Below are 26,075 nucleotides of genomic sequence, written 5' to 3' on the forward strand. Positions count from 1 at the left end.
GGTGAGTTGGTTGTTAGATAACACCGATAATACAGGGACAATTACCTGTTCATTCTGCGGAAAAACTCAAGACCAAGTAAAGAAAATCGTTGCGGGGCCAGGAGTCTATATCTGTAATGAATGTATTGATTTATGTAAAAAAATTATTGATGAAGAAATTTCTCGAGAAAGTGCAGAAGAATTTTCTGATATTCCAACACCAGCAGAGATTGTTGACAAATTAAATGAATATGTGATCGGACAGACCGAAGCTAAACGGACCTTGTCTGTGGCTGTTTATAACCACTACAAGCGAATTAATCAGATGGAGAATGCTGATCAAGGAGACACAGAACTTCAGAAGAGCAATATTAGTTTGATTGGTCCAACTGGGTCAGGGAAAACATTTTTGGCACAAAGCTTAGCACGGATTTTAAATGTGCCGTTTGCCATTGCTGATGCCACAACGTTAACTGAAGCTGGCTATGTGGGTGAAGATGTTGAAAACATTCTGCTCAAACTCTTGCAAAATGCCGACTATGATGTGGACAAAGCTGAAAAAGGTATTATCTACATTGATGAAATCGACAAGATTGCGAAGAAAAGCGAAAATGTCTCCATTACCCGCGATGTTTCTGGTGAAGGCGTGCAACAGGCGCTTTTGAAGATCTTGGAAGGTACGATTGCAAATGTGCCACCGCAGGGCGGACGGAAGCATCCCCAACAGGAATTTATCCAGATTGATACCACCAATATTCTATTTATTGTTGGCGGCGCTTTTGACGGTATTGAAGACATTGTTAAAAACCGCCTTGGCGATAAAGTAATTGGTTTTGGCACTGATTCAGACAAGGGGATTGATGAGTCTAAGAGCTTGATGCAACAAGTTATTCCTGAAGATCTATTGCGATTCGGCCTCATTCCCGAATTTATCGGTCGGTTACCGATTTTGACGGCACTTGAAAAACTAACTACGGATGATCTGGTTCGTATTCTAACAGAACCGAAAAATGCTTTGGTAAAGCAATACGAGACTTTGTTATCACTGGATGATGTGAAATTGCATTTCACCCCCCAAGCTTTACGAGCAATTGCGGAGGAAGCTATCTCTCGTAATACAGGTGCTCGTGGGTTACGTTCAATCATCGAAGAAGTTATGCGTGATATTATGTTTGAAATTCCATCGCGAAATGATGTCGAACAAGTAACGGTAACGAAACGAACGGTTATTAACCACAGTGAACCAGAACTGATTTTAAAAGATCAAAAGGCTTCCTAAGGCAAAGCGTTTAGATAGAATAATGGTTTCTGAAAAGGAAACCATTATTTTTTTAGGGAAAAATTCGTTTGTGAGTGTGTTAAAATTAAACAAGATTAAAATGAGGTGGTCAAAAATGGAAGTCCATAATGTCGAATTAGTCATGAGTGCTGTGGCGCCTGCCCAGTATCCAACAACTGGGTATCCAGAAATTGCTTTAGTAGGACGCTCCAATGTCGGGAAGTCTTCGCTAACAAATGTCTTAATTAACCGAAAAAGCTATGCACGTACTTCTTCCCAGCCGGGGAAAACACAAACTTTAAATTTCTATAATGTTGAGGACCAACTCTACTTTGTGGATGTTCCGGGATATGGTTATGCGAAGGTTTCGCGTCGGGAACGAGAGAAATGGGGGAAGATGATTGAGACTTATCTGAGTACGCGACCGCAGTTAAAAGGAGTCATTTCACTTGTGGATGGACGGCATGCCCCAAGCGATGACGATATTGCGATGTATAATTGGTTGCGTTATTATGAGATTCCTGTGTTAATCGTGGCGACTAAAATCGATAAAGTTGCTCGCGGAAAGTGGAATAAAAGTGAAAGTCTGATCAAAAAAACTTTGAATTTTAGTGAACCAGATAAATTTCTGCTGTTCTCAGCCCAAACAAAAATGGGGAAAGACCAGGTTTGGCAGTGGATTGAAAGGCGTATGGAGGATTAGAAATGGAATTTAATGACTATCAAAAGAAAGCAAATCGAACTTTATTTGGCAATGAGCAAGTTTTAACAAATTGTGCCTTGGGCCTGGCCAGTGAGAGCGGTCAAGTTGTGGATTTAGTGAAAAATTATACTTTTCATGGTAAGGAACTAAATCGAGAGGAACTTACCAAAGAAATGGGAGACGTTTTGTGGTATCTTTCCCAAGTCGCAGAGTGGGCAAATATTCCTTTTGAACAGGTGGCCCAGGAGAACATTGAAACATTGAATCAACGTTATCCGGCGAATAAATAAAAATGAGTGTGCATCCAAATCAAGCCAGTTGATTTGAATGACACTCATTTTTTTGTTTTTTTAGATTTATCTGAAGGTGCTTGGCGTTTTAAAAACTTTTCTTTTTTCTCGTTTGCTTTTTTGTCCTCAGCAGGTGCTACGAACTTATCCAGCATTTTTTCCAAATTGACTTCGCGACGTACCTTTAAATGTCAACGCCGATGTGAAAATGTCGTTTTTTGCCGATTAAAAAATGCTGTTTTTTACCGATAAGGTTTACAGTGTCTCACTGCTCCTTTCTTTATTTTGTGAGCTAAAACCTGATAAATCAGGTCCAGAATTATCCTTCTTTTCAATCAAATGATCCTTCATTCGATATGATCGACCGGTGATTCGGATGACTTTAGCGTGGTGAACCAAGCGGTCTAAAATGGCGTTAGCTAACATCTTATCTGAAAAGGTGTTTCCCCACTTAGAAAGCGGAATATTAGTGGTGATAATGGTTGATTTCCGTTCATATCGTCTTTCAATTAGCTGAAAGAACAGCTTAGCACCCACTGACTCAATTGGGAGATAACCAATCTCGTCAATGATTAGAATTTGAAAACGGGCATACCGGCGCAACACTTCTTCGCTTCGTCCTTGAACTTGTGCTGTTTGAAGCTTGTTGATGAGGTCGCTACATCGAATAAACTGCGTTGAAATTCCTTGTTTACACCCTTCAATTCCAATGGCGGTGGCTAGGTGAGTCTTACCGACACCGGAGGTGCCGATAAACAAAATGTTTTGATTCTCTTGGGTGAATCTTAGTGATCCCAAGTCCTCAATTGTCCCTTGGTTAATTCCTGGTTGATAGCTAAAGTCAAAGTCAGCTAACGTTTTTTCATATGGAAAGCGGGCTAGTTTAATTCTCAAATTAATCTTTTTTTGTTCCCGGTATTTAAGCTCAGCCGTTGTCAATTCGAATAAGGCATCACTCAAGGACTTGGGTGCTTCATCTTGATGATCCAATAGGTAGCCTAAATGTTCGGCGAAACGATCTAACTTTAATTGTCTAAGGTTGGTGTATAACGCTTGGTAATTAGCCATTTTCTCACTCCATTTCATCAAACATCTTCAGGTTTCGGTCGACGTAATCATCAATGACTCGGTCATCACGATTCTTATAAAGGTCTGATCGGACAATCTCTTCCATGTCATCGCGAAGATAATTAAATCTTTTCAGTGAAATAGGGTGAGAACGAATTAGTTCTCCGTTATAATAAACGTATAGAGTATTGTCATCGTGTTTAATTTGTACGGTTTCGTCAATATATCTGATGGGGACGGAGTATTTCCGATTTTGAAAGACAATCATTGATTCCTTGCTAACTTTCCTTGCGATGGTTTGGCTGGCATAGGCATCGAGTAAGTCATGATCAAAATCATGGAGATACTCTTTTTCTTTATCAAGCAATAAATAAGGCGGAATTTGAGTCGCCTGAGACTTCTCATGATTCAGCTGATCACACGTCAAATGAACGATCTCGGCTAAGTCTAGCGGCTCTTCAAACTCATGGTTGTAAACTTTAATTCGCTGAGTAGTTCTGGCCAACGCCTCAACCTTTCCTTTGGTTTGTGGCCGAAACGGTCGACAAGCAATTGGCTTGAAACAAGCGTCCTTAGCGTATTCAACGAAGGTTTCATTAAATACCGGCTTACCAAAATTACTTTTATGATGATCGACGACAACCTTTTGGTTGTCAAACCAGATTTCTTTCGGCACACCCCCGGTTGCCCAAAAGGCATTCGTTAAGCAATCAAAAAAGGTAGTTTGGCTGCGACTGAAGGTAAATTGCATGTATTTCATTCGCGAGTACCCTAAAACATATAAGAAGATGTTGCCTTTGACAATCTCTCCATGCCGAGAAATCAATGTTAAGTCTTCTTTCCAATCAACCTGGGCTGAAAGCCCTGGCGAGGTTTCAATCCGGATAGTGGCTTTTTTCGTTGCGGCTTTTCTGATGGTTCGACAATAGTCTCTGAGAATACTTTGCTTTCCTTGATAGCCACGTTCTTTGATAAAGTAATAAATTGCCGTTGCCGAACAGCCTTCTAGAACCTTTTCTTCAATCGTTTTTCGATAATCGTCAAGTTTACTCGGCCGCCGTAAGGGTTGTGGCTGCTCATCTGGGGGCGTGAGCCCTAAATTGTAGTATCTTTTAACCGTTCGCGGATCAACACCATATCGTCGACCAATTTCAGCGAAGTTGGGCTTTATTTTGTTCATAATATATTGCTGGACACACTGTTCAACATCTAAACGCATTTCAGTTCCTCCAAATTTGAGATACGTTTAGTTTACCGTAAAAAAATGTTGGAAAACCGACATTTTCTAATCGGTATTTTCCAACATTTTACAACCGTTGCTGACATTTAAACTCATTTTCATCACTCCTTGCGCCTATCATAACAAATTTTGTATCATCTGTCAGCTAATTGAAAAATATACATTATTTGCCGTATAATATTGATTTATATGTATAAAACGAATTAATTTCAAAAAAATCTTGTATAAAAAACCAAAAAAGCTTATACTTCATTTATTCTACTTGTGATAGGGAGTTTTGAAATATGAAGAAAAAGTTTTTGGAAATGATCTTGCTGATCGGAATGCTATTTTCAGTTTTACCGTTTGGAAATGTAGCAGCTGCTGATTCAAATTCGGGTTCTAGTTCTAGTTCTAGTACAACGACCAAAGATCAGTCACTAGCTAATATCAAGAAGAAAGGCGTGTTGGTTTTAGGCACGAGTCCTGATTACGCCCCGTATGAATTTCAAACAACGAAGAACGGTAAAAGTATTGATGTCGGGATGGATATCAGTATTGCACGTCAAATTGCCAAAGATTTAGGCGTTAAGTTAAAGATTAAAAATATGGATTTTGATTCTTTATTGGTAGCTCTTCAAACCGGAAAAGTTGATATGGTCATGGCGGGAATGAATCCAACGCCAGCGAGACGAAAGAATGTTACCTTTTCAAATGTTTATTATAAGGGTGGCCAAGACATTGTCATTAATAAAAAGGATGCCCATTTATATACCAGTAAGAAATCTTTTGAAGGCAAAATCTTAGGCGCCCAAACGGGGACAATGCAATACAACATGGCCAAAAAGCAGATTTCTAATGTCACAGTCAAAGGTTTTGATAAAGGTGCCGATTTAATCTTGGCCTTACAGACAAATAAAATTGATGGCATTGTCATGGAAAAACCAAGTGCGGAAGCTTACGTCAAAAATAATCCTCAACTGAGTTCCATCAACGGAAATTTTAACCTTAGTTCAGATGAAACCAGTTCTGCAATTGCCTTTCAAAAAGGCGCAACAACTTTGACGGCTGCCGTTAACAAGAGTTTAGCGAAGATAAAAAAAGAAGACTTAATTAATAAAGTATACTTAAAAGAAGCTGGCAGTCATATGAAGACGAACACAGTTGATACTTCAATGCTGCACTACTGGAAATACTTCGCGAAAGGAATCGGCTACACCTTACTTATCTCCGCATTTTCTGTCTTCTTTGGGTTTATTCTTGGTACGATTTTGGCATTTATGCGTTTGAGCCACAATAAGATTCTTAAAGCCATCGCAACGGCTTACATTGAATTTGTGCGTGGGACACCATTGATGGTTCAAATTATGTTTGTATACTTTGGAATTGGTTTGATTATTAATTTACCGGCTTTGACCTCAGGAATTATCGCCGTCTCCTTGAATAGTGGCGCCTATGTCGCTGAAGTAATCCGAGGGGGCATTAATTCTGTTGACAAGGGGCAAACAGAAGCTGCACGGAGTTTAGGGTTGTCCAAACGGAAAACGATGCGGTATGTTATTTTACCGCAGGCTATCAAAAATATTTGGCCAGCACTTGGAAATGAATTCATTTCTTTAATTAAAGAGAGTTCCATTGTTTCCATTATCGGTGTGACCGATTTGATTTATCAACTGAAGATCGTTCAATCTGATACGTATCGGGGCGTTGCACCAATTGTGGTAGCAATGTTGCTATACTTTATTGTAACTTTTGGTTTGTCAAAATTATTGGCTTACTTCGAAGGGAGAATGAAACATGCCAACTAAAATACTAGATATTCAAAACCTAAAGAAAAAATACCATGAAACGGAAGTCTTAAAAGATATTTCGGAAACTGTCGAAAAGGGACAAGTAATCTGTGTAATTGGGCCTTCAGGTGCCGGTAAAAGTACTTTTTTACGTTGCTTAACTTTACTAGAACAACCAACTGACGGTCATATTTTATTCGAAGGCACCGATTTGACCAGTTTAAAAGAAGTTCAGTTAGATGAGTTGCGTGAAAAAATGGGAATGGTATTTCAAAGCTTTAATTTATTTCCAAATATGTCGGTCTTGGACAATATTAAGTTGGCTCCCATGAAAGTCAAGAACATGGCTGAGGATCAAGCGACACAAACTGCCCAAAAATTATTAGCGCAAGTTGGTTTATCAGACAAAGGGGACGAATTTCCAACGAATTTGTCTGGCGGGCAACAACAGCGAGTGGCCATTGCACGTGCTCTAGCGATGCAACCAGAAGTGATGCTCTTTGACGAACCCACATCAGCACTGGATCCAGAAATGGTTGGGGATGTTTTAAAAGTCATGCAAGATCTCGCTAAGGAAGGTATGACCATGGTCGTCGTCACTCACGAAATGGGTTTCGCACGGTCAGTGGCGGATCAAATTTGGTTTATGGACGGCGGCTATATTCAAGAAAAAGGGACACCAGAAGACTTCTTCGAACATCCCACGACAGAACGGGCAAAAGATTTTCTTTCTAAGATTTTGGTTCAATAGGTTAAGATAGGAAAGACGTGGAATAAAGGGTAATCACTAGACCAAGTGGAAAAGTGAGGGCAACCCTTTAGACCACGTTTTTTATTCGAATGTGTGTTTGCTTTATTGTTGCTTGCAATAACGAATGGCGTTATAATGTTACGGACTAATTACGATTTATGATGACAAGGGGGAGATGAACAGTTGGCTTCGGAACACATTGAACATAAGCTGGCGTTACTGCCCGATTTGCCTGGTTGTTATCAAATGAAAAATATTAACAGTCAGATTATTTACGTTGGAAAAGCCAAAAATTTAAAGAATCGGGTTCGCTCTTATTTTAAGAGTTCCCACGACGGTAAAACGGCCCGGTTGGTTTCTGAAATTGCGGACTTTGATTATATTGTCACTTCTAGCGATAAAGAAGCCTTTCTTCTAGAAATCACCCTAATTCAAAAGTATCAGCCTTACTTTAACATTAAGTTGAAGCGGGGGACCGGGTACCCGTACATTAAAATTACCAACGAACGCGATCCACAAATCCTTATTTCTGGTGATTTAAAAAAGGATGGGGCCTACTATTTCGGACCTTATCCAAACGTTTATGCGGCCGAAGAAACGTTGCATTTTTTGCAGAAGGTCTATCCTTTGCGGCGTTGTAATGGGTATCAACACCGACCTTGTTTGTACTATCACATGGGGCAATGCCTGGGTGCCTGTTTTAAAACTGTGCCAGAAGAGGAATATGCCAAACAGATTGCGCGCATCAAATCATTTTTAAATGGCAATGTTAAAAATGCCAAAAAGCATCTTATTACCAAGATGAACGAAGCATCAGCTAATCTTGAGTTTGAACGTGCAGCAGATATCCGGGATCAGATTCACTATATTGAAGTGACCGTTGAAAAGCAAAAAATCATTTCAAATGACAACACGCCTCGTGATTTGTTCAATTTCTATATTGATAAAGGCTGGTTATCAATTCAAATCTTCTTTATTCGGCAAGCACGTTTAATGAAACGGGAGAAACGGCTTTTTCCAGTTGTAAGCACCGCTACGGAAGAATTAACTTCTTTTATTTTGCAGTTCTATAATCAGAAAAATCATTTACTACCAAACGAAATTCTGGTTCCTGCAGGGTTGGAGAATCAAGTTATTAGCGACATTTTACAAGTTCCGGTTCGTACGCCGCAACGTGGCCAAAAACGTGACCTGATGAATTTAGCGCACGAAAATGCCCAAATTACCTTGGAAGAAAAGTTCAGGCTATTAGAATTGGATGATTCGAAGACGGTTGGTGCCATGAAGGAAATTACAGATGCGTTGGGTATTCCGGCGGGACATCGCATTGAAGCCTTTGATCATTCCCACATTCAGGGAACTGATTTAGTTTCGGCGTTGGTTGTTTTCACGGACGGCAAACCGGATAAGAAACTCTACCGTAAATATAAGTTGACCACCGTTGACCATGCTGATGAAGCCGCAAGCACGAGAGAAGTTATTCGCCGTCGCTACACCCGCCTGTTAAAGGAGCACCAGACACTACCTGATCTCATTTTGATGGATGGTGGTGAGATCCAGTTGAATGCCGTTAAAGACGTCTTGATAAATGAGTTGGACCTGCATATTCCGGTGGCAGGCATGGTTAAAAATGATAAGCATAAGACGGCCGATCTCTTATATGGACCAGATGATCGTCACGTATTGTTAGATCCTAAGAGTCAAGGCTTTTACCTCGTTCAACGCATTCAAGACGAGGTTCATCGGTTTGCAATCACATTCCATCGGCAAGTGCACACCAAACATTCACTGAGCTCGCGACTAGATGATATTGCCGGGGTGGGGCCAAAGACACGTAATAAATTACTGCGTAAGTTTGGTTCTATGCGTAAAATTTCAGAAGCCTCTGTAGCTGATTTGCAGGATTTGGGTATTTCGGCGACTGTGGCGAAAACAATCAAAATTTCGTTAAGCGGGACAAGTAAAAGTCGAAGTTAGATGTTTGGCAGTCATTATCAGCCGTGCGACTAGCAAGAACCATTATCGATTAAGGTGAGTTTCTGGTAAAATAGAGGTATTGCAAAACTTAAGTCACGCTAAACAGTATTGGAGAAAAAATATGTTTGTTGATCAAGTTAAAATTAGTATAAAGGCTGGCAATGGCGGAAACGGTGCCGTTGCTTTTCGGCGAGAGAAATTTGTGCCCAATGGTGGACCAGCGGGTGGTGACGGTGGACACGGTGGCGATGTCATTTTTAAAGTCGATACCGGGTTGCGAACGCTGATGGATTTTCGTTATCAGCGGAAATTTAAGGCCGGTTCAGGAAGCAATGGCATGAATAAGCAAATGACCGGGCGCAGTGCCGAAAACCTGGTAATTAAGGTTCCCGGGGGCACCATTGTCAAAGACACCGATTCTGGCGAAGTAATTGGTGATCTTGTCGATGAAAATGATACTCTGGTTATCGCAAAGGGCGGTCGCGGTGGTCGTGGCAATATCCATTTTGCGAGCCCCAAAAATCCAGCACCGGAGATCGCCGAAAATGGGGAGCCTGGGCAGGAACGCAATGTCCAATTGGAGTTGCAGTTGTTAGCTGACGTTGGGTTGTTAGGCTTTCCGTCCGTTGGTAAATCCACCCTGCTTTCAGTGGTCACTAGTGCTAAACCCAAAATTGCAGAATATCATTTTACAACTTTAGTTCCAAATTTGGGGATGGTTCAATTAGATGACGGACGCGATTTTGTCATTGCTGATATTCCCGGATTGATCGAAGGCGCATCACAAGGTGTAGGCTTAGGTTTTGAATTTTTGCGCCATGTTGAACGCACCAAAGTGTTGCTCCATTTGGTCGACATGGGTGGCCTTGAGGAAGAGAATCCTTACGAAAGTTATCAAAAAATTAATGAAGAACTTAAAAAGTATGATCCAGAACTCATTAACCGGCGGCAAATCATTGTGGCTACCAAGATGGATATGCCAGATGCTGAGACATGCCTAAAAGAATTTCAGGCCCGGCTTCGAGAGCAACATGATGGCCGACAAATTCCGGAGATTTTTCCGATTTCTGCGATTACTCACCAAGGATTGCAAGCCCTAATGCAACGAACGGCTGATGTATTAGAGTCGACACCGAATCCGGTCAAGGCACCAGAAGTTTCTAATAATGAAGCGACTTATAAGTATGAAGCTAAAAAACCATTTACAATTGAGCGTGATGAAGATGGGACGTGGGTCCTGTCTGGTGAAAAATTAGAAAAATTATTTAAGATGACAAACACAGAACATGATGATAGTTTAATTCGTTTTGCACGCCAGATGCGGGGAATGGGTGTTGATGACGCCTTAAGGCAAGCAGGAATTAAAAATGGGGATTCGGTGCGTATCTTAGATTTTACGTTTGAATTCGTTGAGTAAGTTAATTTTTGAATTACAGAGGGATTGTGTATGGATTTTGAAAAGCTTATTGCTTTCGGCAAGGCTGGAAGAAAAAAAGGTTCACCCCTGAAAAATACGTTGGGAACAGCAAGTGCAAAACAAGCTAAACGGCTGAAACATAGCCGATACATAGCAGGATTCGACGGCCTGCGTACATTGGCCTTACTAGGTGTCATTTTGTATCATTTGCTGCCGTATGATATGAAGGGCGGCTATTTGGGAGTTCCGATCTTTTTTGCACTTTCTGGATATTTGATTACTGATTTATTTGTTCAGGAGTGGGACCAAAATGGCTCAATTAAAGTACTTTCGTTTTATAAACGCCGTCTAAAACGAATCTATCCCACACTCGTCACAGTTTTAGTGGCCAGTACCGCTTATATGACGGTATTTGCGCAGGATCTGTTGGGGCATATTAAGTCAATTGTGTGGACGAACTTACTGTTTGTTTATAATTGGTGGCAAATTGGTCATGGACAATCTTATTTTGACCGCTATAACGGCGAATCTCCTTTTACACATTTATGGTATTTATCCGTGCTTGGCCAATATTACTTTATCTGGCCAATTGTGATGATTGCCTTACTAATTGTTTTCAAAAATCGAGGGCATATTCTTGGCGTCTTTAACGGATTGGCGATTGTGTCTGCCTTATTGATGTTAATCTTGTACGATCCCGCCAACACGAATCGCGTTTATTACGGGACAGATACGCGGATGACACCGTATTTATTAGGGGCGGCTTTAGCTTTCTTCTGGCCGACGACCCACTTAAATCCGCATTTAAAGCGAAATGGTCGGGTTGTGCTGAATACGCTAGGAACCCTTTCCTTAATCTTCATCGTCTGGATGGGGATCAAAATGAGCGGGACAGGCAGCTTTGTTTACCGTGGGGGAATGTTGCTCTTCTCTTTATTCGCGGTCATTTTAATTGCAGTTATTGCTCATCCGGGAACCAAGTTTGGGGATCGCTTATTCAGTAATCCGCTGTTTGCTTGGATTGGAAAACGGAGTTATGGAATTTATTTATACCAATTTCCTGTGATGATATTTTATGAAAAGGCAGTGGTTAACATCGCTGCTCACCCGCTACTCAACGCCTTGATTGAAGCTGTTATTATTGTCGTGATTAGTGATCTTTCCTATCGATTCATCGAAACCCCATTGGCACACTTTAATTACGGGCAATTGATCGGCGTTGGTCGTGAATTCTTCAAACGTGACTCCGTATATGGGAAAAAGAGATACTGGTTGATACCGATTGTCTTGATTTTCGTTTTGGCTGGAGTGGGGATTGCCAATGGCTCCAACCAAGGTAATCGTCCTAGTGCCTTGCAGCTTAACATTTCTAAAAATAAGAAGAAGTCCTCAGCACAGAATGCCAAAGCTCTACAGGCGCAAAAACAGGCACGACAAAAAAAGAAACAGCGTGCGGCTGAACTTGCGAGAATTAAAAAAGAAAAAGCCATCAAGTTAACCAGTACTGAACAAAAAATTAAAACCAAGTATAATTTAGAACCATCTGAGGTTAAACTCGCGCAAAAAATGTCAGTTACAGGCATTGGCGATTCTATCATGGCGGATACATCTGATGATTTGCAAGAAGTGTTTCCTAATGCGTATATTTCCGCTAAAGTTGGCCGACAGGTTTGGCAGGCCACAAGTTTGTTAAAGCAGTTAGCTACGCAAGGAAATTTGAGTGACAATGTGCTTATTAACTTGGGAACTAATGGTGCCTTTACCCAACAACAATTAAAAACAATTGTGTCTATTGTGGGGACCAAGCGCGAAATCTTTTGGGTGAACGTCCATGTACCCACCAAGAATTGGGAATCCCAAGTAAATAACACCATTCGCACCGCTGCCAAACAGTATAAGAATGTGCATATTGTGGACTGGCATGGTGCAAGTTTAAATCAGCCAAATTGGTTTTACGGTGATCATGTGCATCCAAATATTACCGGTAGCAAGGCCTATACGGCTTTAATTACCAAAGCAGTTGTCAAATACGGTAAAACAAATTAAGGAACTAGGGCAAATGTCCTGGTTCCTTTTTTTGAGGTCTACACTTTCTGGTATTAGTGTCTAACCAATACCAGTTTTTATTTTGAAAATTAAAAGGACATTTGCCCTCTTGAGGTGACGTTTTAATTGCTAAATAAAACCGAAAACTTGAGGTGACGTTTTAATTGCTAAATAAAACCGAAAAGAAGAAATGCAAATGTCCCTAACTAATTTGTGTTAAGCCTATTTGAAATCGCAGCCTCATTTTAGACTGCTCTTGAGGACTTCAAAGAACATTATCCCGATCATAGTCTAGTTAAAACGTAATTTTTGTGGCGAGGGAATCTTTGGAAAGACTGTTCCCAGAAGTGTCATAGGCGCCGGCAAATTGTAGTGTAACGCTATGAAGGGTGTGGACGAGATTAGCAGGCACCAAAATGACCACGTTGGTATTAATAGTTTGGTTACCTGCAATCTTTTTCCCGGCCGAACCGTCCACCATATTCTCTAGGGGAGTTCCAGCATAGTTAGATGAAAGCCTAACATAGTTCAGTCCACTTGCTACGACGCGCGTTTTGCTCTGGTTTTGAACCGTAAATTTGATCTGTAACGTATAATACGTACTGGAAATACGAGAACTGTTAAAGGCATCAGCCACCACTGCACGCGCTTTACTTGTTTTAGCTTCATTTTTTATAAGGCGTACTTGTGTGAAGTGATAGACCAAGGGACGACTAGTTACGGTTTGGTTAATTTTTTTGAATGTATTCAAGGTTAGTTTCGTACCGAAGTCATCATAGGTAAATTGTTTGGTGTGCTTTAAATCACCTTGCGCAACATAATTAGCACTTTTTTGAATCTTTTTGGGCACTGTATAGTTGCCAGCAGGTTCCGAAGACGGATGAGATGATGAAGCTCTTGGACTAGAAACTGCCGTTTTGTTGGAACTGCTGGTTGGCATTTTATCGCTTTGATGCACATTTTTATTCTGATTTGCAAATGCAGATTTACCCTTGTCTTGATAATGGGTTTCATGACGCTGGTTGCCACACCCGCTGAGTAATGACGCACCTAGTAATAAAAATAAAATGATTTTTTTCATACGTTAATTCAATCCTATCCTAAAATTAGTTTAGCACGGCGAAGATGGTAGCCAAATAACTTATGGGGATGCTCCAGCGAAAAACCTAACTGCGTGGTTCCCGATAAGGTTTGGGTGCGTGTCTCAAACTGGTTTAGTGTTAATGGTATTTTTCCTGTGCCCAAAATAAGCCGATTAGCTTTAATTTGCAAATTATTGACTGCCTTGGGAATGCCATTTTCCATATAGTACATTTTTAATTGGGGATCCAGTTCGGCTACTGATAAATTGAAATCCATTAATCGCATTGATCTGTCCTTATTATATCGTGAGAGTTTGGGTCGATTGTTACAAATTCATTATAAATGATTGGAGAGTCCATATGAAGTGTAAACTAAGAGGGTGACCATAGCAAATTTAGGGAATTTTGTGGTATGGTATTAGGGTAGGATTTATAAACAAGAGTAAATGGGGAACGACGTGTTATGGAATTAGAATTTTTAGGAACCGGAGCGGGTGTTCCCGGTAAATTTAGAAATGTCACAAGTGTTGCTTTAAAGTTATTAGATGAACGAAATTCGATTTGGTTATTTGATGTCGGGGAAGGGACCCAACAACAGATTTTACGTACGAATATCAAGCCGCGAAAAATTGATAAGATTTTTATCACTCATTTGCACGGTGATCATTTGTTTGGATTACCTGGTCTATTGAGTAGTCGCTCTTTTCAGGGCGGACAATCCGAGCTGATCATTTATGGGCCTCGTGGAATTCGCCAATTTGTGCAGACTGCAATGCGGGTCTCAGATTCGCACTTGTCTTATCCGATTCGCTTTGTTGAGCTTGGTGAAGAAGGTGTTATCTTCGAAGACGCGAAATTTAAAGTGTCCTTCCTAAGATTGGACCACCGGATTGAAAGTGTGGGTTACCGGATTGAAGAAAAGGCACATCCTGGTCAGCTGCAGGTTGAAAAGTTAAAACAGCTTCAAATTCCTTCAGGACCATTATACGGGCAGTTAAAACGAGGCGAGATGGTTACTTTAGCGGATGGACGCCAGATTGATGGTAAAGAATTCTTGGGGGAACCTCAGCCAGGCAGAATCGTTACGATTTTAGGTGATACACGCAAAACAAAAAATAGTTTAATTTTGGCGCAGGATGCTGATGTTTTGGTGCATGAAAGTACGTTTGCCAAGAATGAAAGTAAGTTGGCACGGAATTATTACCATTCAACCAACATTCAGGCCGCCACGATTGCTAAGGAGAGTCGCGTTCATCGGTTAATTTTAACGCACATCTCTGCTCGTTATACAGGAAAGATGGCTAATGAATTACAAAAACAGGCACAAACGGTTTTTAAGAATACCAAGGTTGTCCATGATTTTGATATCATTAATGTTCCGCTTCGGTGACTGAAGGCAAGGAGGTTTTTTGATGCTAGCTCATTTAAAGGAATTGCAGAATTTAAATAGTAAACTAGTATTAATTACTGGAGCGTCAAGTGGTCTGGGGGAACTTGTCGCCTATGAGATGGCAGAACGAGGCGCAAATGTAGTCCTCTGTGCTCGCAATGTGACCGCTCTGCGGAAGGTTGCAGAAAAGTGTAAATCTCTTTCTCAGGGCAACGCCTACGTTGTGAAACTGGATGTATCTGATCCCAAAGCAATTGACCAACAATTGGGTCATGTTTTACGTGATTTTGGTCCGGTCGACGTCTTGGTTAATAGTGCGGGCTTCGGTATTTTCGAACCGTTTCAGACAATGCCAATGGAAAAAGTGGAAGCGATGTTTCGGGTAAACGTGTTGGGATTAATGTATGTGACGCGCCGAATCGCTCAACAAATGATTACACGCAACCGGGGTCAAATTTTCAACATTGCCTCGGTTGCTGGGAAGATTGCGACACCAAAATCGACCGCCTATTCTGCTACTAAATTTGCCATCATTGGCTTTTCAAATGCGTTGCGTCTGGAGCTGCGACCTTTGGGTATCCAGGTAACCACGGTTAACCCCGGGCCAATGGCGACTAATTTCTTCAAACAAGCAGACCCAAGTGGAAATTACTTTGAGAGTGTGAAGCTTTTAGCATTATCACCGCAAAAAGTTGCGCGCCAAATTAGTGAGGCAGTTGGCCGTCGGCGTCGTGAAATCAACGCACCTCTGTACATGGAAGTGATTCACCGAGGATACGAGCTTTTTCCCAATCTCGGTGATTACTTAGCTGGCAGTTCATTCTTTAATCGAAAGTAAGGCTGAAAAATATGAAAAATCAATGGCGGGTTATAATTACTTTAATTTTAGTTTTAGTGGTAGCAGTTTTTGCAGTCGTCAATGTCAACGAAGTGTCACTAAGCTTATTGTTTACGACTGTTCACTGGCCGCTGGTATTAGTGATTTTGGTTTCCTTAGTTGCGGGGGCGTTGATAACCTTCTTGGTCTCAACGGGGACGTTGGTTGCGCAAAAAAAGCAACATCGTCACGAAATGGATACCGCGGCCAAGCAGATTGATGAGTTGCGGACAGAAAATGCGGCCCTGAAACGACGGGTGAATAATGTCGGTAATGAGAAGCACCCCCAAAAGTCTCATTTAGAAGAACTGTAAACGAAGGGCAAAACAAAAATTTAACAATTCAGTTATTTGGACGAAAGCAGTCACCATTGTGGTTGATAGACTTTCGTCCACTGTGTTTTTAGGATTAGGAAGTGAAGCAGTGCTAAAACCGAAGTATAATTGGCAACTACCAGCAAATCAGCCAGATGAAGCGATGATCAACGAGCTGAGCCAGGCATGTGATTTGAGCACATTAGCAATCCAGGTGTTATACAATCGTGGCTATGATACGGTTGATAAAATTCAGAATTTTTTGAAACTTGATCCGCAGGTTATTCATGATCCGTTTTTATTGCATGATATGCAAAAGGCAGTTGACCGTATTCAAACGGCAATTGTGAAAAATGAAAAGATTGTCGTTTATGGTGATTATGATGCTGATGGCGTGACTAGTACAACGATCATGTTTGAGACGCTCACGGAGTTGGGAGCCACAGTTGACTATTTTGTTCCTGACCGTTTTCAAGATGGCTATGGGCCGAACTTAAACGAGTATCAGCGATTAATTGAGAGTGGTGTGACGCTGTTAGTGACAGTAGACAACGGGATTGCAGGTAATGAGGCTGTAAATTACGCTGTGGATCACGGGATGGATGTTATTATTACGGATCACCATGAAATGCCTGAAATTTTACCGGAGGCAACGGCTATCGTTCATCCACGCTATCCTGGCAGTCAGTATCCTTTTTCCGATTTATCCGGGGTGGGCGTTGCTTTCAAGGTTGCCTGTGCGCTTCTTGATGAAGTTCCAGAAGAATTTTTAGATCTGGTTGCTATCGGAACGATTGGGGACCTTGTCTCATTAATAGATGAAAATCGCTTTTTAGTTGTTCATGGCCTGCAAGTACTTAGTGAAGGACAGCGTGTTGGCTTAGCCGCTTTGCTCAAACTCAGCGGATTAAAAAATCAAGCAATTACCGAACAAGATATCGGCTTTACCATTGCACCAAAATTAAATGCAGTTGGCCGAATCGGTAATGCGGGCGAAGCAGTAGAATTACTAACAACGTTTGATGAGGAGAAAGCGGGCTTAATTGCCAAACATATCGATTCTGTTAATAATCAGCGCAAACAGTTGGTCGCAGATATCTATACGAAAGCCATTCAGCAGGCCGAACTGCCAGAAAATCAATCACGGCAGACACTGGTGATCACAGGCGAAGGTTGGCATCAAGGTGTGTTAGGTATCGTGGCCAGCCGGCTGGTGGAAGCCACCGGTAAACCAACGCTGGTTTTGAGCAGTGACCCTGAGGTTTCTGATTTAAAGGGGTCGGGACGGAGTGTCCCTACTCTTAATTTATTTGAAGCCCTAAATAAAAATCGGACCCTATATGAAAATTTCGGTGGCCATCATATGGCGGTCGGATTAACTATCAAAAAAGCAAACTTGACGGCATTAAAACAGCTTTTGGAGGCAGCAGCTCAAGCGGCAGCTTTAGACGCTAGTCAACCAGAGACACTTAACATAGATAGTAGAATTTCTGTTGATCAAATTACGTTAGCGGGAATTAAAGATTTAGCTAAATTGGGGCCGTTCGGTACAGACAATCCTATTCCTGTTTTTGCAATTGCAGCAGATAGCGTTTTAAATGCCAAGCAGATTGGTAGTGATCAAGCGCACCTCAAGTTCCAATTAACCGGCGGCCAACAAACAGTTGATGCCATTGCTTTTCAGCAGGGCCCACTTTTACCGTATGTACAAGCACTACCGGACCATGTTCAGTTGGCAGGAACCTTAGAATTGAATACTTGGCGCAACCAAACCAAGCCGCAAATCATGGTGAAAGACCTATTTATTGATGCGGTGCCAATTGTTGACCAACGAACGACGCACTTAAATATGCGGATGTTTGAACGGCAAACAACCTATGTTTTTTTTCATAAAAAAACGTATAAACAGGTGCAGCCTCATCTCAGTCACGACATGCAAATCGCAATTGTGGATAATGACGACCAGCAAAATATGTCTCTCAGTGGGAATCTAACGCTTGTAGATTGCCCAGACTCCCTGGAGAAGTTTTCCCAGTGGCTGACAAATCAAAATCCGGATGCGGTTACCGTTTATTTTTATCAGCGCAATAATGCGTATCTAGACGGGATGCCCACCCGCGAGCAGAGTTCAAAAGTATTTAAATTTTTTGTAAATCATCCCGTAATTGATCTGAACAAACAGTTACAAGATGTGAGCAAACACCTTCACATGCAGCAAAGCATTTTAGTTTTCTTAATACAGGTGTTTTTTGAGTTAGGATTTGTTAAAATAGAAAGCGGTCGTGTGTCACTCGTTTCCGATCCGAAACCGCAAAAATTGAGCGCTGCACCGGCTTATCAATTAAGACAACAACAAATCAAAACACAAGAAAAGTTATTGTACAGCAAATCTGCCACGCTTACAGCTTGGATGCAAGCCTGTTTGACAGATGAAAATAAAGGAGTTGCTGATTAAATGGCATTAGATTTACACGATTACGTAGCAAGTATTCCAGACTACCCAGAAAAAGGAGTTATCTTTCGCGATATTTCACCTTTAATGGGAGATGGGGAAGCATACAAACAAGCAACAGATGACATTGTAGATTATGCGCGTGGCAAAGGAGTCGAAATGATCGTTGGCCCCGAAGCCCGTGGCTTTATCGTCGGGTGCCCAGTTGCCTATGAATTGGGTGTAGGATTTGCACCAGCCCGCAAAAAAGGTAAACTACCTCGGGAAACGGTGAAAGCTACTTATGAATTAGAATACGGTACTTCATCGTTATATTTGCATAAAGATGCGGTTAAGCCAGGACAAAAAGTGCTGGTTACAGATGATCTTTTAGCAACTGGTGGTACGATTTCTGCGACAATTGATCTCGTTGAAAAGCTCGGTGGCATTGTTGTTGGCACAGCATTTTTTATCGAGCTCAAAGATCTACATGGCCGTGAAAAAATAAAAGATTATGATATGCTTTCCTTAATGCAGTATTAAGAGAAGGATCAAAAAAATGCAATCATTAGACAGGACTAGTCTGATGATTGCATTTTTATATGGGATGAAATGATCACATACTGTGCCCAAAGCGGAAACTTTACTCATTGCTCATGTTTTTTATGCCATTCATTGATGTAAGCCAGACGCTGTTTGAACCGTTTTTCGTTTCCCTCTTCACTTGGCAAGTAGTATTCATGACCTTGTAACTGTTCAGGCATGGTTTTCATGGTTGTCAGTTTGTCTGCTGTCGAATGGGCGTACTGATAATCTTTTCCATAACCCAAATCCCCCATCAATTTTGTCGGTGCATTGCGAATTTGTAATGGAACGGGGATATTGCCCGTCTGTTTGACATCTTGTTTAGCGGCCAGACGTGCTTTGTAAACGGAATTTGATTTAGGCGCTAAAGACAAATAAATTACCGCTTCTGTCAAGTGAACATCACACTCGGGCATGCCCAAAAATTGGCAAGCCTGGAAAACATTGATGGCAATTTCTAGTGCCTTAGTATCAGCCACCCCAATATCTTCGCTTGCAAAACGAACTAATCGACGGGCAATATAGAGCGGATCTTCACCGCCATCTAGCATTCGAGATAACCAGTAAATCGCAGCGTTGACATCACTATTACGCATGGATTTATGCAAGGCGGAAATAATATTGTAATGTTCTTCACCGTGTTTATCATAGCGTAATGACTTGGTATTGATAAATTGGTTCAAATTTTTTTCAGAAATATGCACTTTTCCATCTCGATGGTCGGCGTTAAGAACGGCCATTTCTAAAGTATTAAGTGCAATGCGGGCATCGCCATTGGCAAACTGCGCAATTAGAGTCAAGGCTGGTTGGTCAACCTGAACTTCTAGGTTGGGAAAACCTTGCGGATGCCGCAAAGCTTTTTTTAAGAGCATGATAATTTCTTCGGCAGTGAGTTCTTTAAGGACGAAAACTTTGCATCTTGAAAGCAGCGCTGAGTTAATTTCAAAAGAAGGGTTTTCAGTCGTCGCGCCAATCAAGGTGATGCTCCCTCGTTCAACAAAAGGCAAAAAAGCATCCTGTTGCGCTTTGTTGAAACGATGAATTTCATCAACGAAAACAATGGTCCGCTCGCCTAATTCACGATTAGCTTCTGCTTCTTCCATTATTTTTCGAATATCTTTAATGCCACTCGTCACCGCACTGAATGTAATAAAATGGGCTTTTGTTTTGTGAGCAATAATTTCCGCTAGCGTTGTTTTTCCGACTCCTGGTGGTCCCCAAAAAATGATGGAGGGAAGTTGGTCGGAGTCGATAATGTCGCGTAAAACTTTTCCAGAGCCCAAGAGGTGTTGTTGTCCGGTGAATTCTTCTAAAGTTTCTGGACGGACTCGATTTGCCAGCGGGCTATTTTGAGTATTTTGATTAGCAAATAGTGATTCTTGTTTCAAGGTTTCCTCCTCATAACGTTTTTCTTTAATGTACCATTTTTTGGGGGAAGAAGGTAGTTAGACAATTTCTGAGATGGGTAAATGACTATTCTTGAGGAGAATTGCCTCGCTAGCCATAAAATGAAATCTAGGATACAAAAACTTCTCCGTACCGAGTCATAATTATTGCATCCGCTTACTAAAATGATTAAAGTAAAGATAGAGTTGGACCGGTCCAAAATAAAAAAAGAAAGACAATTTTTGCTTGCGTTGAAGTCCACTTGAAGGTTTAAACTAAAATTAATTTCTAGAAAACTTTTAAGGGGGCACAGGTAAATGAATCAAGGTAAAGCACTAATTATTTATTTTTCTTTGACCGGAAATACCAGACGAGCAGCAGAAAAGCTTCAGAAGAAGACTGGCGCAGACCTGTATCAATTGCAACCGGCAACACCTTATCCCTCTGATTACGATGGGATTGTTGCTGCTGGTGAATACGAGAAAGATCACCACATTCATCCTCGTTTAGGCGGAAAACTACCCGAACTGGCGTCTTACGATAAAATTTATGTTGGCTATCCAACTTGGTGGGCACAACCGCCAATGATTATTCACAGTTTATTTGAAGTTTTAAGCTTTCAAGACAAAGTGGTTGTGCCTTTTTCGACCAGTGTTTCAACACCTTTGAGCGAGACGATTTCAGTCATTGAAAAGTTGGTACAGAAGAGCGGTGGAACATTGAGCCAGGGAAAAATTAAATGCAGGTAGGAGGAAATGAATATGGCATATCGAACGGTTAATCCGTACACTAATGAGGTTGTTAAGGAATATCCTAATGCAACTTCTGATGAAATTGAGGCTGCCTTGACTGCAGGGCATCATCTGTTCAAACAATGGGAAAAAGAAACCCCGGAAAGTCGGGCGGATCAGCTCCATGAAATTGCGGCTCTTTTTCGTCAAAATGAAGATGAATTGGCCAAGACCATGGTCGTTGATATGGGAAAATTATATCGAGAAGCGAAAGGCGAAGTAGAACTTTGCGCAATGATTGCTGATTATTTTGCTGAACATGGTGCAGCGCTCTTGGCGCCAACGGCAATTAAAACACGCGCAACTGGTAAGGCACAGTTGCAAAAGCATCCGCTAGGGATCCTCATGATGGTGGAACCGTGGAACTTCCCAATGTATCAAATTATGCGGGTTTTTGCGCCCAACTTCATGGTTGGCAATCCCATGATTTTGAAACACGCTTCGAACACTCCTGGTTCTGCGGTGGCGTTTGAAAATATCGTAAAAAAATCGTCGGCACCTAATCCAAGTTTACAAAATCTGTTTTTAAGTTATGATCAAGTGGCAGATATTATTGGGGATTCACGTGTTCAAGGCGTGGCCCTAACTGGATCTGAACGTGGCGGAAGAAGTGTTGCTAAAGCAGCTGGTGAGAATTTAAAGAAGAATACGATGGAGCTTGGTGGAACAGATGCCTTTGTTGTGCTTGATGATGCAGATATTGATCAAGTGGCTGATATTGCTTGGCGTGCGCGATTATACAATGCCGGCCAAGTCTGCACCTCTTCGAAGCGGTTTATTGTTTCTGCCAATCTGTACGACGCTTTTCTCGAAAAACTGAAGGCCAACTTCAGTAAAGTTAAACCAGGGGATCCTATGGACAGTCAGACAACTTTGGCACCCATGAACTCTAAACGTGCAAAGGAAAAGTTGCAAAGTCAGGTGGATGAAGCTATCCAGGCGGGCGCTAAAGTTTACTATGGAAATGAAAAGATCGATTTGCCTGGTCAGTTCTTTGAACCCACAATTTTGACTAATATTGACAAGCAGAATCCAGCGTATGCAGAAGAGATGTTTGGTCCGGTTGCCCAAGTTTATAAGGTCAATAGTGATCAAGAGGCGATTGATTTAGCGAACGACTCTGATTTAGGTTTGGGAGGCATTGTCTTTAGTGGCGATCCGAAGCGTGGTACGCAAGTCGCAAGTCAAATTGAAACTGGGATGGTCTTCGTCAATAACTTTATGGTGTCCTTACCCGAATTACCATTTGGAGGAGTCAAAAATTCAGGTTATGGACGTGAAATGAGCAGCCTTGGCCTGAATGCGTTTGTCAACGAACAGCTCATTGTTACCGCTGATGAGCCAAATTTGGAAAACTTAGCAGGTGGCCTGGTCGCCACAGATCCAGAATAAAAGCGGCACAGTAAAGGCGTGGCTAAAGTGAGATTTTGGTAGACTTTGCTACTCAGGATGATACTTTGAGCCATGACGATTATTTGAAATTGTGTATGAGGAATTAGGACATTTTTGATATTTGTCCTAGTTCTTTTTTTATTCCAAATATGAGACCGAGCTCGAATTCAAAGTGATCAATCACGCTATTTTATTGCTTGAAATCTGGTCAATTAAAGAAAACAAGCTAAGCGCTAAATGTGATTTTGTTATTTATTTCAGTTTTGGAATTTATTTTTCACCGCTTTCAAATCTTCAAACTTTATGCTTAAATGAATAAAAAGGCGAAATATTTAGTCTAGTAAGGAGATCATAATCGTGGAAGCAGAAGTAGTTGTCATTGGCGCAGGGGCTGCCGGCATTGGTGCTGGATTGACCTTAGCAGATGCTGGTAAAAATGTGATCTTGCTGGAGAAGGGCAACAGGTATGGCGGTTCAGGATGCTTTTCACGAGATAGCTACATATACGCATTACCGTAGCAATCTCAAACTAGTGAAAGCCATCTTAGAGGAATCTGCTTCGACAATTGATTGGCTTGCTGCCCATGGGCTTAATACTGAACTCGTGGCAAATACGCAAGAAGTTCATCAAAGACATCCGCGGGTATACCATCAGTACATTGATAAATTTGCTGCATTTGATCGTATGATTGCTAACTTCAAAAAGCAGGGTGGTCGCTTGTTGTTAGAGACTGCGGGGATTGAAATTCTTCGTAAGGGCGATAAAATCATTGGTGTGAAAGCAAAACAGCGCGAAAAAAGCTTAACTATTCGTTGCCAAGCAGTTATTGTGGCTGATGGAGGCTATATTGGTAATCCAAAACTAGTTAATCGGTACTTGGCGATCGACCAGGAAAATTTATACAGTATGGGAGAGCGAAAGGCCACTGGCGATGGTATTCAAATGTTGACGGATCTTGGTGCCGATCTGCGCCACATGGGGGTATTTGAAAATCACGCCGCCACAGTGATTTCGCCGCTAGACCCCAAATGGCACAATAACACTATTTTTACTTTGACCAATATTCCACTACTTTGGGTAGATGGTGCCGGCCAACGTTTTGTGGATGAGTCTGTTTGTTATGACTTTGCGCTTTGGGGAAATGCCACCTATACGGCTGGTGGTTATTACTATGTCCTTTTGGATCAGCCGTTGATCAGTTTGCTTGAACATCAGAGCCTGAATTGGACGGATTCTTTTGAAAGGACCTTTGCCAGTTTACATCATCAACCAGTTACGCACAAAATTGGACCTTTCACAAACATAGGTGCGGATTTAGCAGAAGCGGTGGAGAAAAAAACGGCTTGGAAAGCAGACAGCCTTGAAAATTTAGCGGTCCAATTGAAATTGCCGATTGCCGAACTTCAAAGAACCGTTGCGCGGTATAATAAGATGGTTCTTAAAAAGAAGGATACGGATTTTTATAAACCAGTTGATTTTATGAAATTTGTCGTCGAAAATGGTCCTTTTTACGCACTAAAGGCGCGCTCAACGTCTTTGGGGACAATTGGTGGCATTGAAACAAATGCGAATTTGCAAGCGTTAAAACGTGACAAAAGCGCAATCCCTGGAGCATTCGTCGCAGGTAATGATGCGAGTGGGATGTATGATACGTCCTATCCAACTTTAGAGGGAATAAGTTGTGCTTTTGCTTGGAATTCGGGAAGATTAGCCGGACAGTCAGCTGTCAAATTTTTGAATGCAGTGGGTTCGATTGGGAATTAGGCAAACTGCACAGAAATGGGGATTACTTACCAGCATGGCGGTTAATCATTTTTTAAAATGAAGAAGTAAAGGAAGTTACGAATGGATTTAGATAAGTTATTTGCCCATGCACCGGTTCCAAAAGTGTACATGAAATTAGCTTTACCCGTTGTTTTAGGAATGGTGGCCAGCATGATTTATAACCTTGCTGACACTTTTTTTGTTGCGCAAACTGGGAATGCAGATCTAGTTGCCGGTATTGCTCTTGGAACGCCACTGTTCTCTTTTATGTTAGCGATTGGTGATATTTTTGGATTGGGTGGTAGTGCCGCAATTTCACGTTTGTTGGGGAAAAAGAAACATGTAGAAAGTGCACACCTAAGTAGTTTCTGTTTTTATAGTGCCATTGTGTTCAGCCTTATCCTAACGGTCTTGATGTTTGTTTTTGAAAAGCCGATTCTTGGTTTAATGGGTGTGCAACCCCAGACTTATCAGTATGCTGCCGATTTTTATCGAATGCTGGCAATGGGAGCCGTTTTTATTATTGTTTCCTTGGTACCTGGTAATATTATTCGGACTGAAGGACTAGCCAATAAATCAATGATTGCTACCTTAGCCGGGACAATTTTGACAATAATTTTGGATCCTGTGTTTCTTTTTGTGTGCCATTGGGGTGCTTCGGGCGTCGGATTAGCTAATGTCATTGGTTATGCGCTCAATACGTTGCTGCTAGTTTGTTTCATGATTAAGGATTGTCAAATTCTTTCGTTATCTTTAAAACAGATCCGGGTTGGCAAACAGGTCATTTTTGAGGTGCTCAATATTGGCATTCCGGCTTCTCTCACAAATTTTATGCAGAGTTTTAGTGTGATGCTATTGAACAATTACTTAGCTCCCTATGGCGCAACAGCGATTGCCGCCATGGGAATTGTGCTTAAAATTTATATGGTGGTTATGCTGATTATGGTAGGATTCGCGTTTGGCGCTCAGCCATTAATTGGTTATAATTATGGTTCGGGTAATCAGGCACGTTTTAAAGCTGTGGTAAAATTTGATTTTCAAGTTGAAGTCGTTTACGCGCTGATTTGTGCGCTCATTTTAATGCTCTTTGCCCCACAGTTAATGGCACTATTCATGCAAAATCAAGTCATCATTTCTATGGGGACGGTAATGTTGCGTTTGATGTTGTTAACAGCGCCATTCATAGGTGCCATTCTAGTTTTTACAACTTTGTTTCAATCGACAGGAAAAGCGGTGGGCGCTTTAGTAATGTCAATTTCACGACAAGGAATTATTTTTGCTGTGGCGATCATCGGCTTGGCTGCGGTGTTTGGTTACAATGGCGTCATTATAGCGCAACCAGTAGCTGATATTTTAACTTTTGCAATTGGGTATTGGTTGTACCGTAATCTTTTAAAATAAGCTTGTGCAAAATAGATGTAAACGCTCGATTTGTCGTTTGCATTTATTTTTTTATTTTTAGTTAGTTTATGGTTGACAAATACTAACTAACTAATTAGACTGTATCATGTTAGTTAGATTAATTTAAAACTAACTAAAAATA

The 26,075-nt window shown here is 41.3% G+C and carries 21 protein-coding genes and 1 pseudogene; 17 read left to right on the top strand and 5 right to left on the bottom strand.

The genetic code is table 11. The annotated features are described in order from the left end of the window. Positions 1 to 10: 10 nt before the first annotated feature. From clpX to ACLJJ6_RS04000, 3 genes are all read left to right on the top strand, one after another. A complete protein-coding gene (gene clpX / locus ACLJJ6_RS03990; protein ID WP_412990138.1) occupies positions 11 to 1,258 on the top strand; it encodes an ATP-dependent Clp protease ATP-binding subunit ClpX in 1,248 nt (415 codons plus the stop codon). 115 nt (positions 1,259 to 1,373) lie between these two features. Then, positions 1,374 to 1,961 carry a ribosome biogenesis GTP-binding protein YihA/YsxC gene (gene yihA / locus ACLJJ6_RS03995; protein ID WP_412990139.1) on the top strand — a complete coding sequence of 196 codons (588 nt, stop codon included), beginning with the start codon at positions 1,374 to 1,376 and terminating at the stop codon, positions 1,959 to 1,961. Positions 1,962 to 1,963: 2 nt separating this feature from the next. Continuing rightward, complete coding sequence (locus tag ACLJJ6_RS04000; RefSeq protein WP_412990140.1) at positions 1,964 to 2,251, top strand: nucleoside triphosphate pyrophosphohydrolase family protein; 288 nt, start codon at positions 1,964 to 1,966, stop codon at positions 2,249 to 2,251. A 255-nt stretch (positions 2,252 to 2,506) separates the two neighbouring features. Here the strand turns inward: ACLJJ6_RS04000 and istB are convergent, their stop codons facing one another. Both istB and istA read right to left on the bottom strand, forming a co-directional pair. Then, positions 2,507 to 3,337, bottom strand: a complete 831-nt coding sequence (gene istB, locus ACLJJ6_RS04005; protein WP_412988384.1) for an IS21-like element helper ATPase IstB — start codon at positions 3,335 to 3,337, stop codon at positions 2,507 to 2,509. Continuing rightward, entirely contained in the window at positions 3,324 to 4,538 is a 1,215-nt protein-coding gene (istA, locus tag ACLJJ6_RS04010) for an IS21 family transposase (RefSeq protein WP_260210390.1), read from the bottom strand. The genes istB and istA overlap by 14 nt, the downstream gene beginning before the upstream one ends. Before the next feature lie 305 nt (positions 4,539 to 4,843). Between istA and ACLJJ6_RS04015 the strand changes: the two genes are divergently transcribed. The 5 genes from ACLJJ6_RS04015 to ACLJJ6_RS04035 all read left to right on the top strand — a co-directional run bounded on the left by ACLJJ6_RS04015 (position 4,844) and on the right by ACLJJ6_RS04035 (position 12,519). Further along, a complete protein-coding gene (locus ACLJJ6_RS04015; protein ID WP_412990141.1) occupies positions 4,844 to 6,346 on the top strand; it encodes an ABC transporter substrate-binding protein/permease in 1,503 nt (500 codons plus the stop codon). Then, the gene (locus ACLJJ6_RS04020; RefSeq protein WP_412990142.1) at positions 6,336 to 7,079 is read left to right on the top strand and encodes an amino acid ABC transporter ATP-binding protein; all 744 of its coding nucleotides are present in this window, start codon (positions 6,336 to 6,338) and stop codon (positions 7,077 to 7,079) included. The genes ACLJJ6_RS04015 and ACLJJ6_RS04020 overlap by 11 nt, the downstream gene beginning before the upstream one ends. 183 nt (positions 7,080 to 7,262) lie before the next feature. Then, complete coding sequence (uvrC, locus tag ACLJJ6_RS04025; RefSeq protein WP_412990143.1) at positions 7,263 to 9,056, top strand: excinuclease ABC subunit UvrC; 1,794 nt, start codon at positions 7,263 to 7,265, stop codon at positions 9,054 to 9,056. A 121-nt stretch (positions 9,057 to 9,177) separates the two neighbouring features. Then, a complete protein-coding gene (gene obgE / locus ACLJJ6_RS04030; RefSeq protein ID WP_412990144.1) occupies positions 9,178 to 10,473 on the top strand; it encodes a GTPase ObgE in 1,296 nt (431 codons plus the stop codon). Between the two features lie 30 nt (positions 10,474 to 10,503). After that, the gene (locus ACLJJ6_RS04035) at positions 10,504 to 12,519 is read left to right on the top strand and encodes an acyltransferase family protein (protein WP_412990145.1); all 2,016 of its coding nucleotides are present in this window, start codon (positions 10,504 to 10,506) and stop codon (positions 12,517 to 12,519) included. 295 nt (positions 12,520 to 12,814) lie between these two features. Here ACLJJ6_RS04035 and ACLJJ6_RS04040 read toward each other — a convergent pair whose 3' ends face one another. After that, the gene (locus ACLJJ6_RS04040; RefSeq protein WP_412990146.1) at positions 12,815 to 13,600 is read right to left on the bottom strand and encodes a hypothetical protein; all 786 of its coding nucleotides are present in this window, start codon (positions 13,598 to 13,600) and stop codon (positions 12,815 to 12,817) included. Positions 13,601 to 13,614: 14 nt separating this feature from the next. Next, positions 13,615 to 13,887, bottom strand: coding sequence for a hypothetical protein (locus ACLJJ6_RS04045; RefSeq protein ID WP_412990147.1), 273 nt, complete (start codon positions 13,885 to 13,887; stop codon positions 13,615 to 13,617). 177 nt (positions 13,888 to 14,064) lie between these two features. Here ACLJJ6_RS04045 and rnz point away from each other — a divergent pair, with 177 nt between their 5' ends. The 5 genes from rnz (at position 14,065) to ACLJJ6_RS04070 (ending at position 19,156) form a co-directional block, all read left to right on the top strand. Further along, on the top strand, positions 14,065 to 14,991 hold the full coding sequence (gene rnz, locus ACLJJ6_RS04050) for a ribonuclease Z (RefSeq protein WP_412990148.1): 927 nt from the start codon (positions 14,065 to 14,067) through the stop codon (positions 14,989 to 14,991). Positions 14,992 to 15,013: 22 nt separating this feature from the next. Beyond that, on the top strand, positions 15,014 to 15,829 hold the full coding sequence (locus ACLJJ6_RS04055; protein ID WP_412990149.1) for an SDR family NAD(P)-dependent oxidoreductase: 816 nt from the start codon (positions 15,014 to 15,016) through the stop codon (positions 15,827 to 15,829). Between the two features lie 11 nt (positions 15,830 to 15,840). After that, on the top strand, positions 15,841 to 16,182 hold the full coding sequence (locus ACLJJ6_RS04060; protein ID WP_412990150.1) for a lipopolysaccharide assembly protein LapA domain-containing protein: 342 nt from the start codon (positions 15,841 to 15,843) through the stop codon (positions 16,180 to 16,182). 109 nt (positions 16,183 to 16,291) lie between these two features. After that, positions 16,292 to 18,637 carry a single-stranded-DNA-specific exonuclease RecJ gene (gene recJ / locus ACLJJ6_RS04065; protein ID WP_412990151.1) on the top strand — a complete coding sequence of 782 codons (2,346 nt, stop codon included), beginning with the start codon at positions 16,292 to 16,294 and terminating at the stop codon, positions 18,635 to 18,637. Next, positions 18,638 to 19,156 carry an adenine phosphoribosyltransferase gene (locus tag ACLJJ6_RS04070; protein ID WP_412990152.1) on the top strand — a complete coding sequence of 173 codons (519 nt, stop codon included), beginning with the start codon at positions 18,638 to 18,640 and terminating at the stop codon, positions 19,154 to 19,156. A 104-nt stretch (positions 19,157 to 19,260) separates the two neighbouring features. Here ACLJJ6_RS04070 and ACLJJ6_RS04075 read toward each other — a convergent pair whose 3' ends face one another. Continuing rightward, entirely contained in the window at positions 19,261 to 20,586 is a 1,326-nt protein-coding gene (locus ACLJJ6_RS04075; protein ID WP_412990153.1) for a replication-associated recombination protein A, read from the bottom strand. Between the two features lie 315 nt (positions 20,587 to 20,901). Between ACLJJ6_RS04075 and ACLJJ6_RS04080 the strand changes: the two genes are divergently transcribed. From ACLJJ6_RS04080 to ACLJJ6_RS04095, 4 genes and pseudogenes are all read left to right on the top strand, one after another. Continuing rightward, positions 20,902 to 21,333 carry a flavodoxin gene (locus tag ACLJJ6_RS04080; RefSeq protein WP_412990154.1) on the top strand — a complete coding sequence of 144 codons (432 nt, stop codon included), beginning with the start codon at positions 20,902 to 20,904 and terminating at the stop codon, positions 21,331 to 21,333. Between the two features lie 12 nt (positions 21,334 to 21,345). Continuing rightward, positions 21,346 to 22,767: an NAD-dependent succinate-semialdehyde dehydrogenase gene (locus ACLJJ6_RS04085; RefSeq protein WP_412990155.1), complete on the top strand. Its 1,422-nt coding sequence runs from the start codon at positions 21,346 to 21,348 to the stop codon at positions 22,765 to 22,767. Between the two features lie 357 nt (positions 22,768 to 23,124). Further along, positions 23,125 to 24,532, top strand: a pseudogene (locus tag ACLJJ6_RS04090) (FAD-dependent oxidoreductase). Between the two features lie 81 nt (positions 24,533 to 24,613). Continuing rightward, a complete protein-coding gene (locus ACLJJ6_RS04095; RefSeq protein ID WP_412990156.1) occupies positions 24,614 to 25,933 on the top strand; it encodes an MATE family efflux transporter in 1,320 nt (439 codons plus the stop codon). Positions 25,934 to 26,075 lie beyond the last annotated feature (142 nt).

Source organism: Pediococcus siamensis (genome assembly GCF_047220215.1).
In the GTDB taxonomy this organism is placed as follows: domain Bacteria; phylum Bacillota; class Bacilli; order Lactobacillales; family Lactobacillaceae; genus Pediococcus; species Pediococcus siamensis.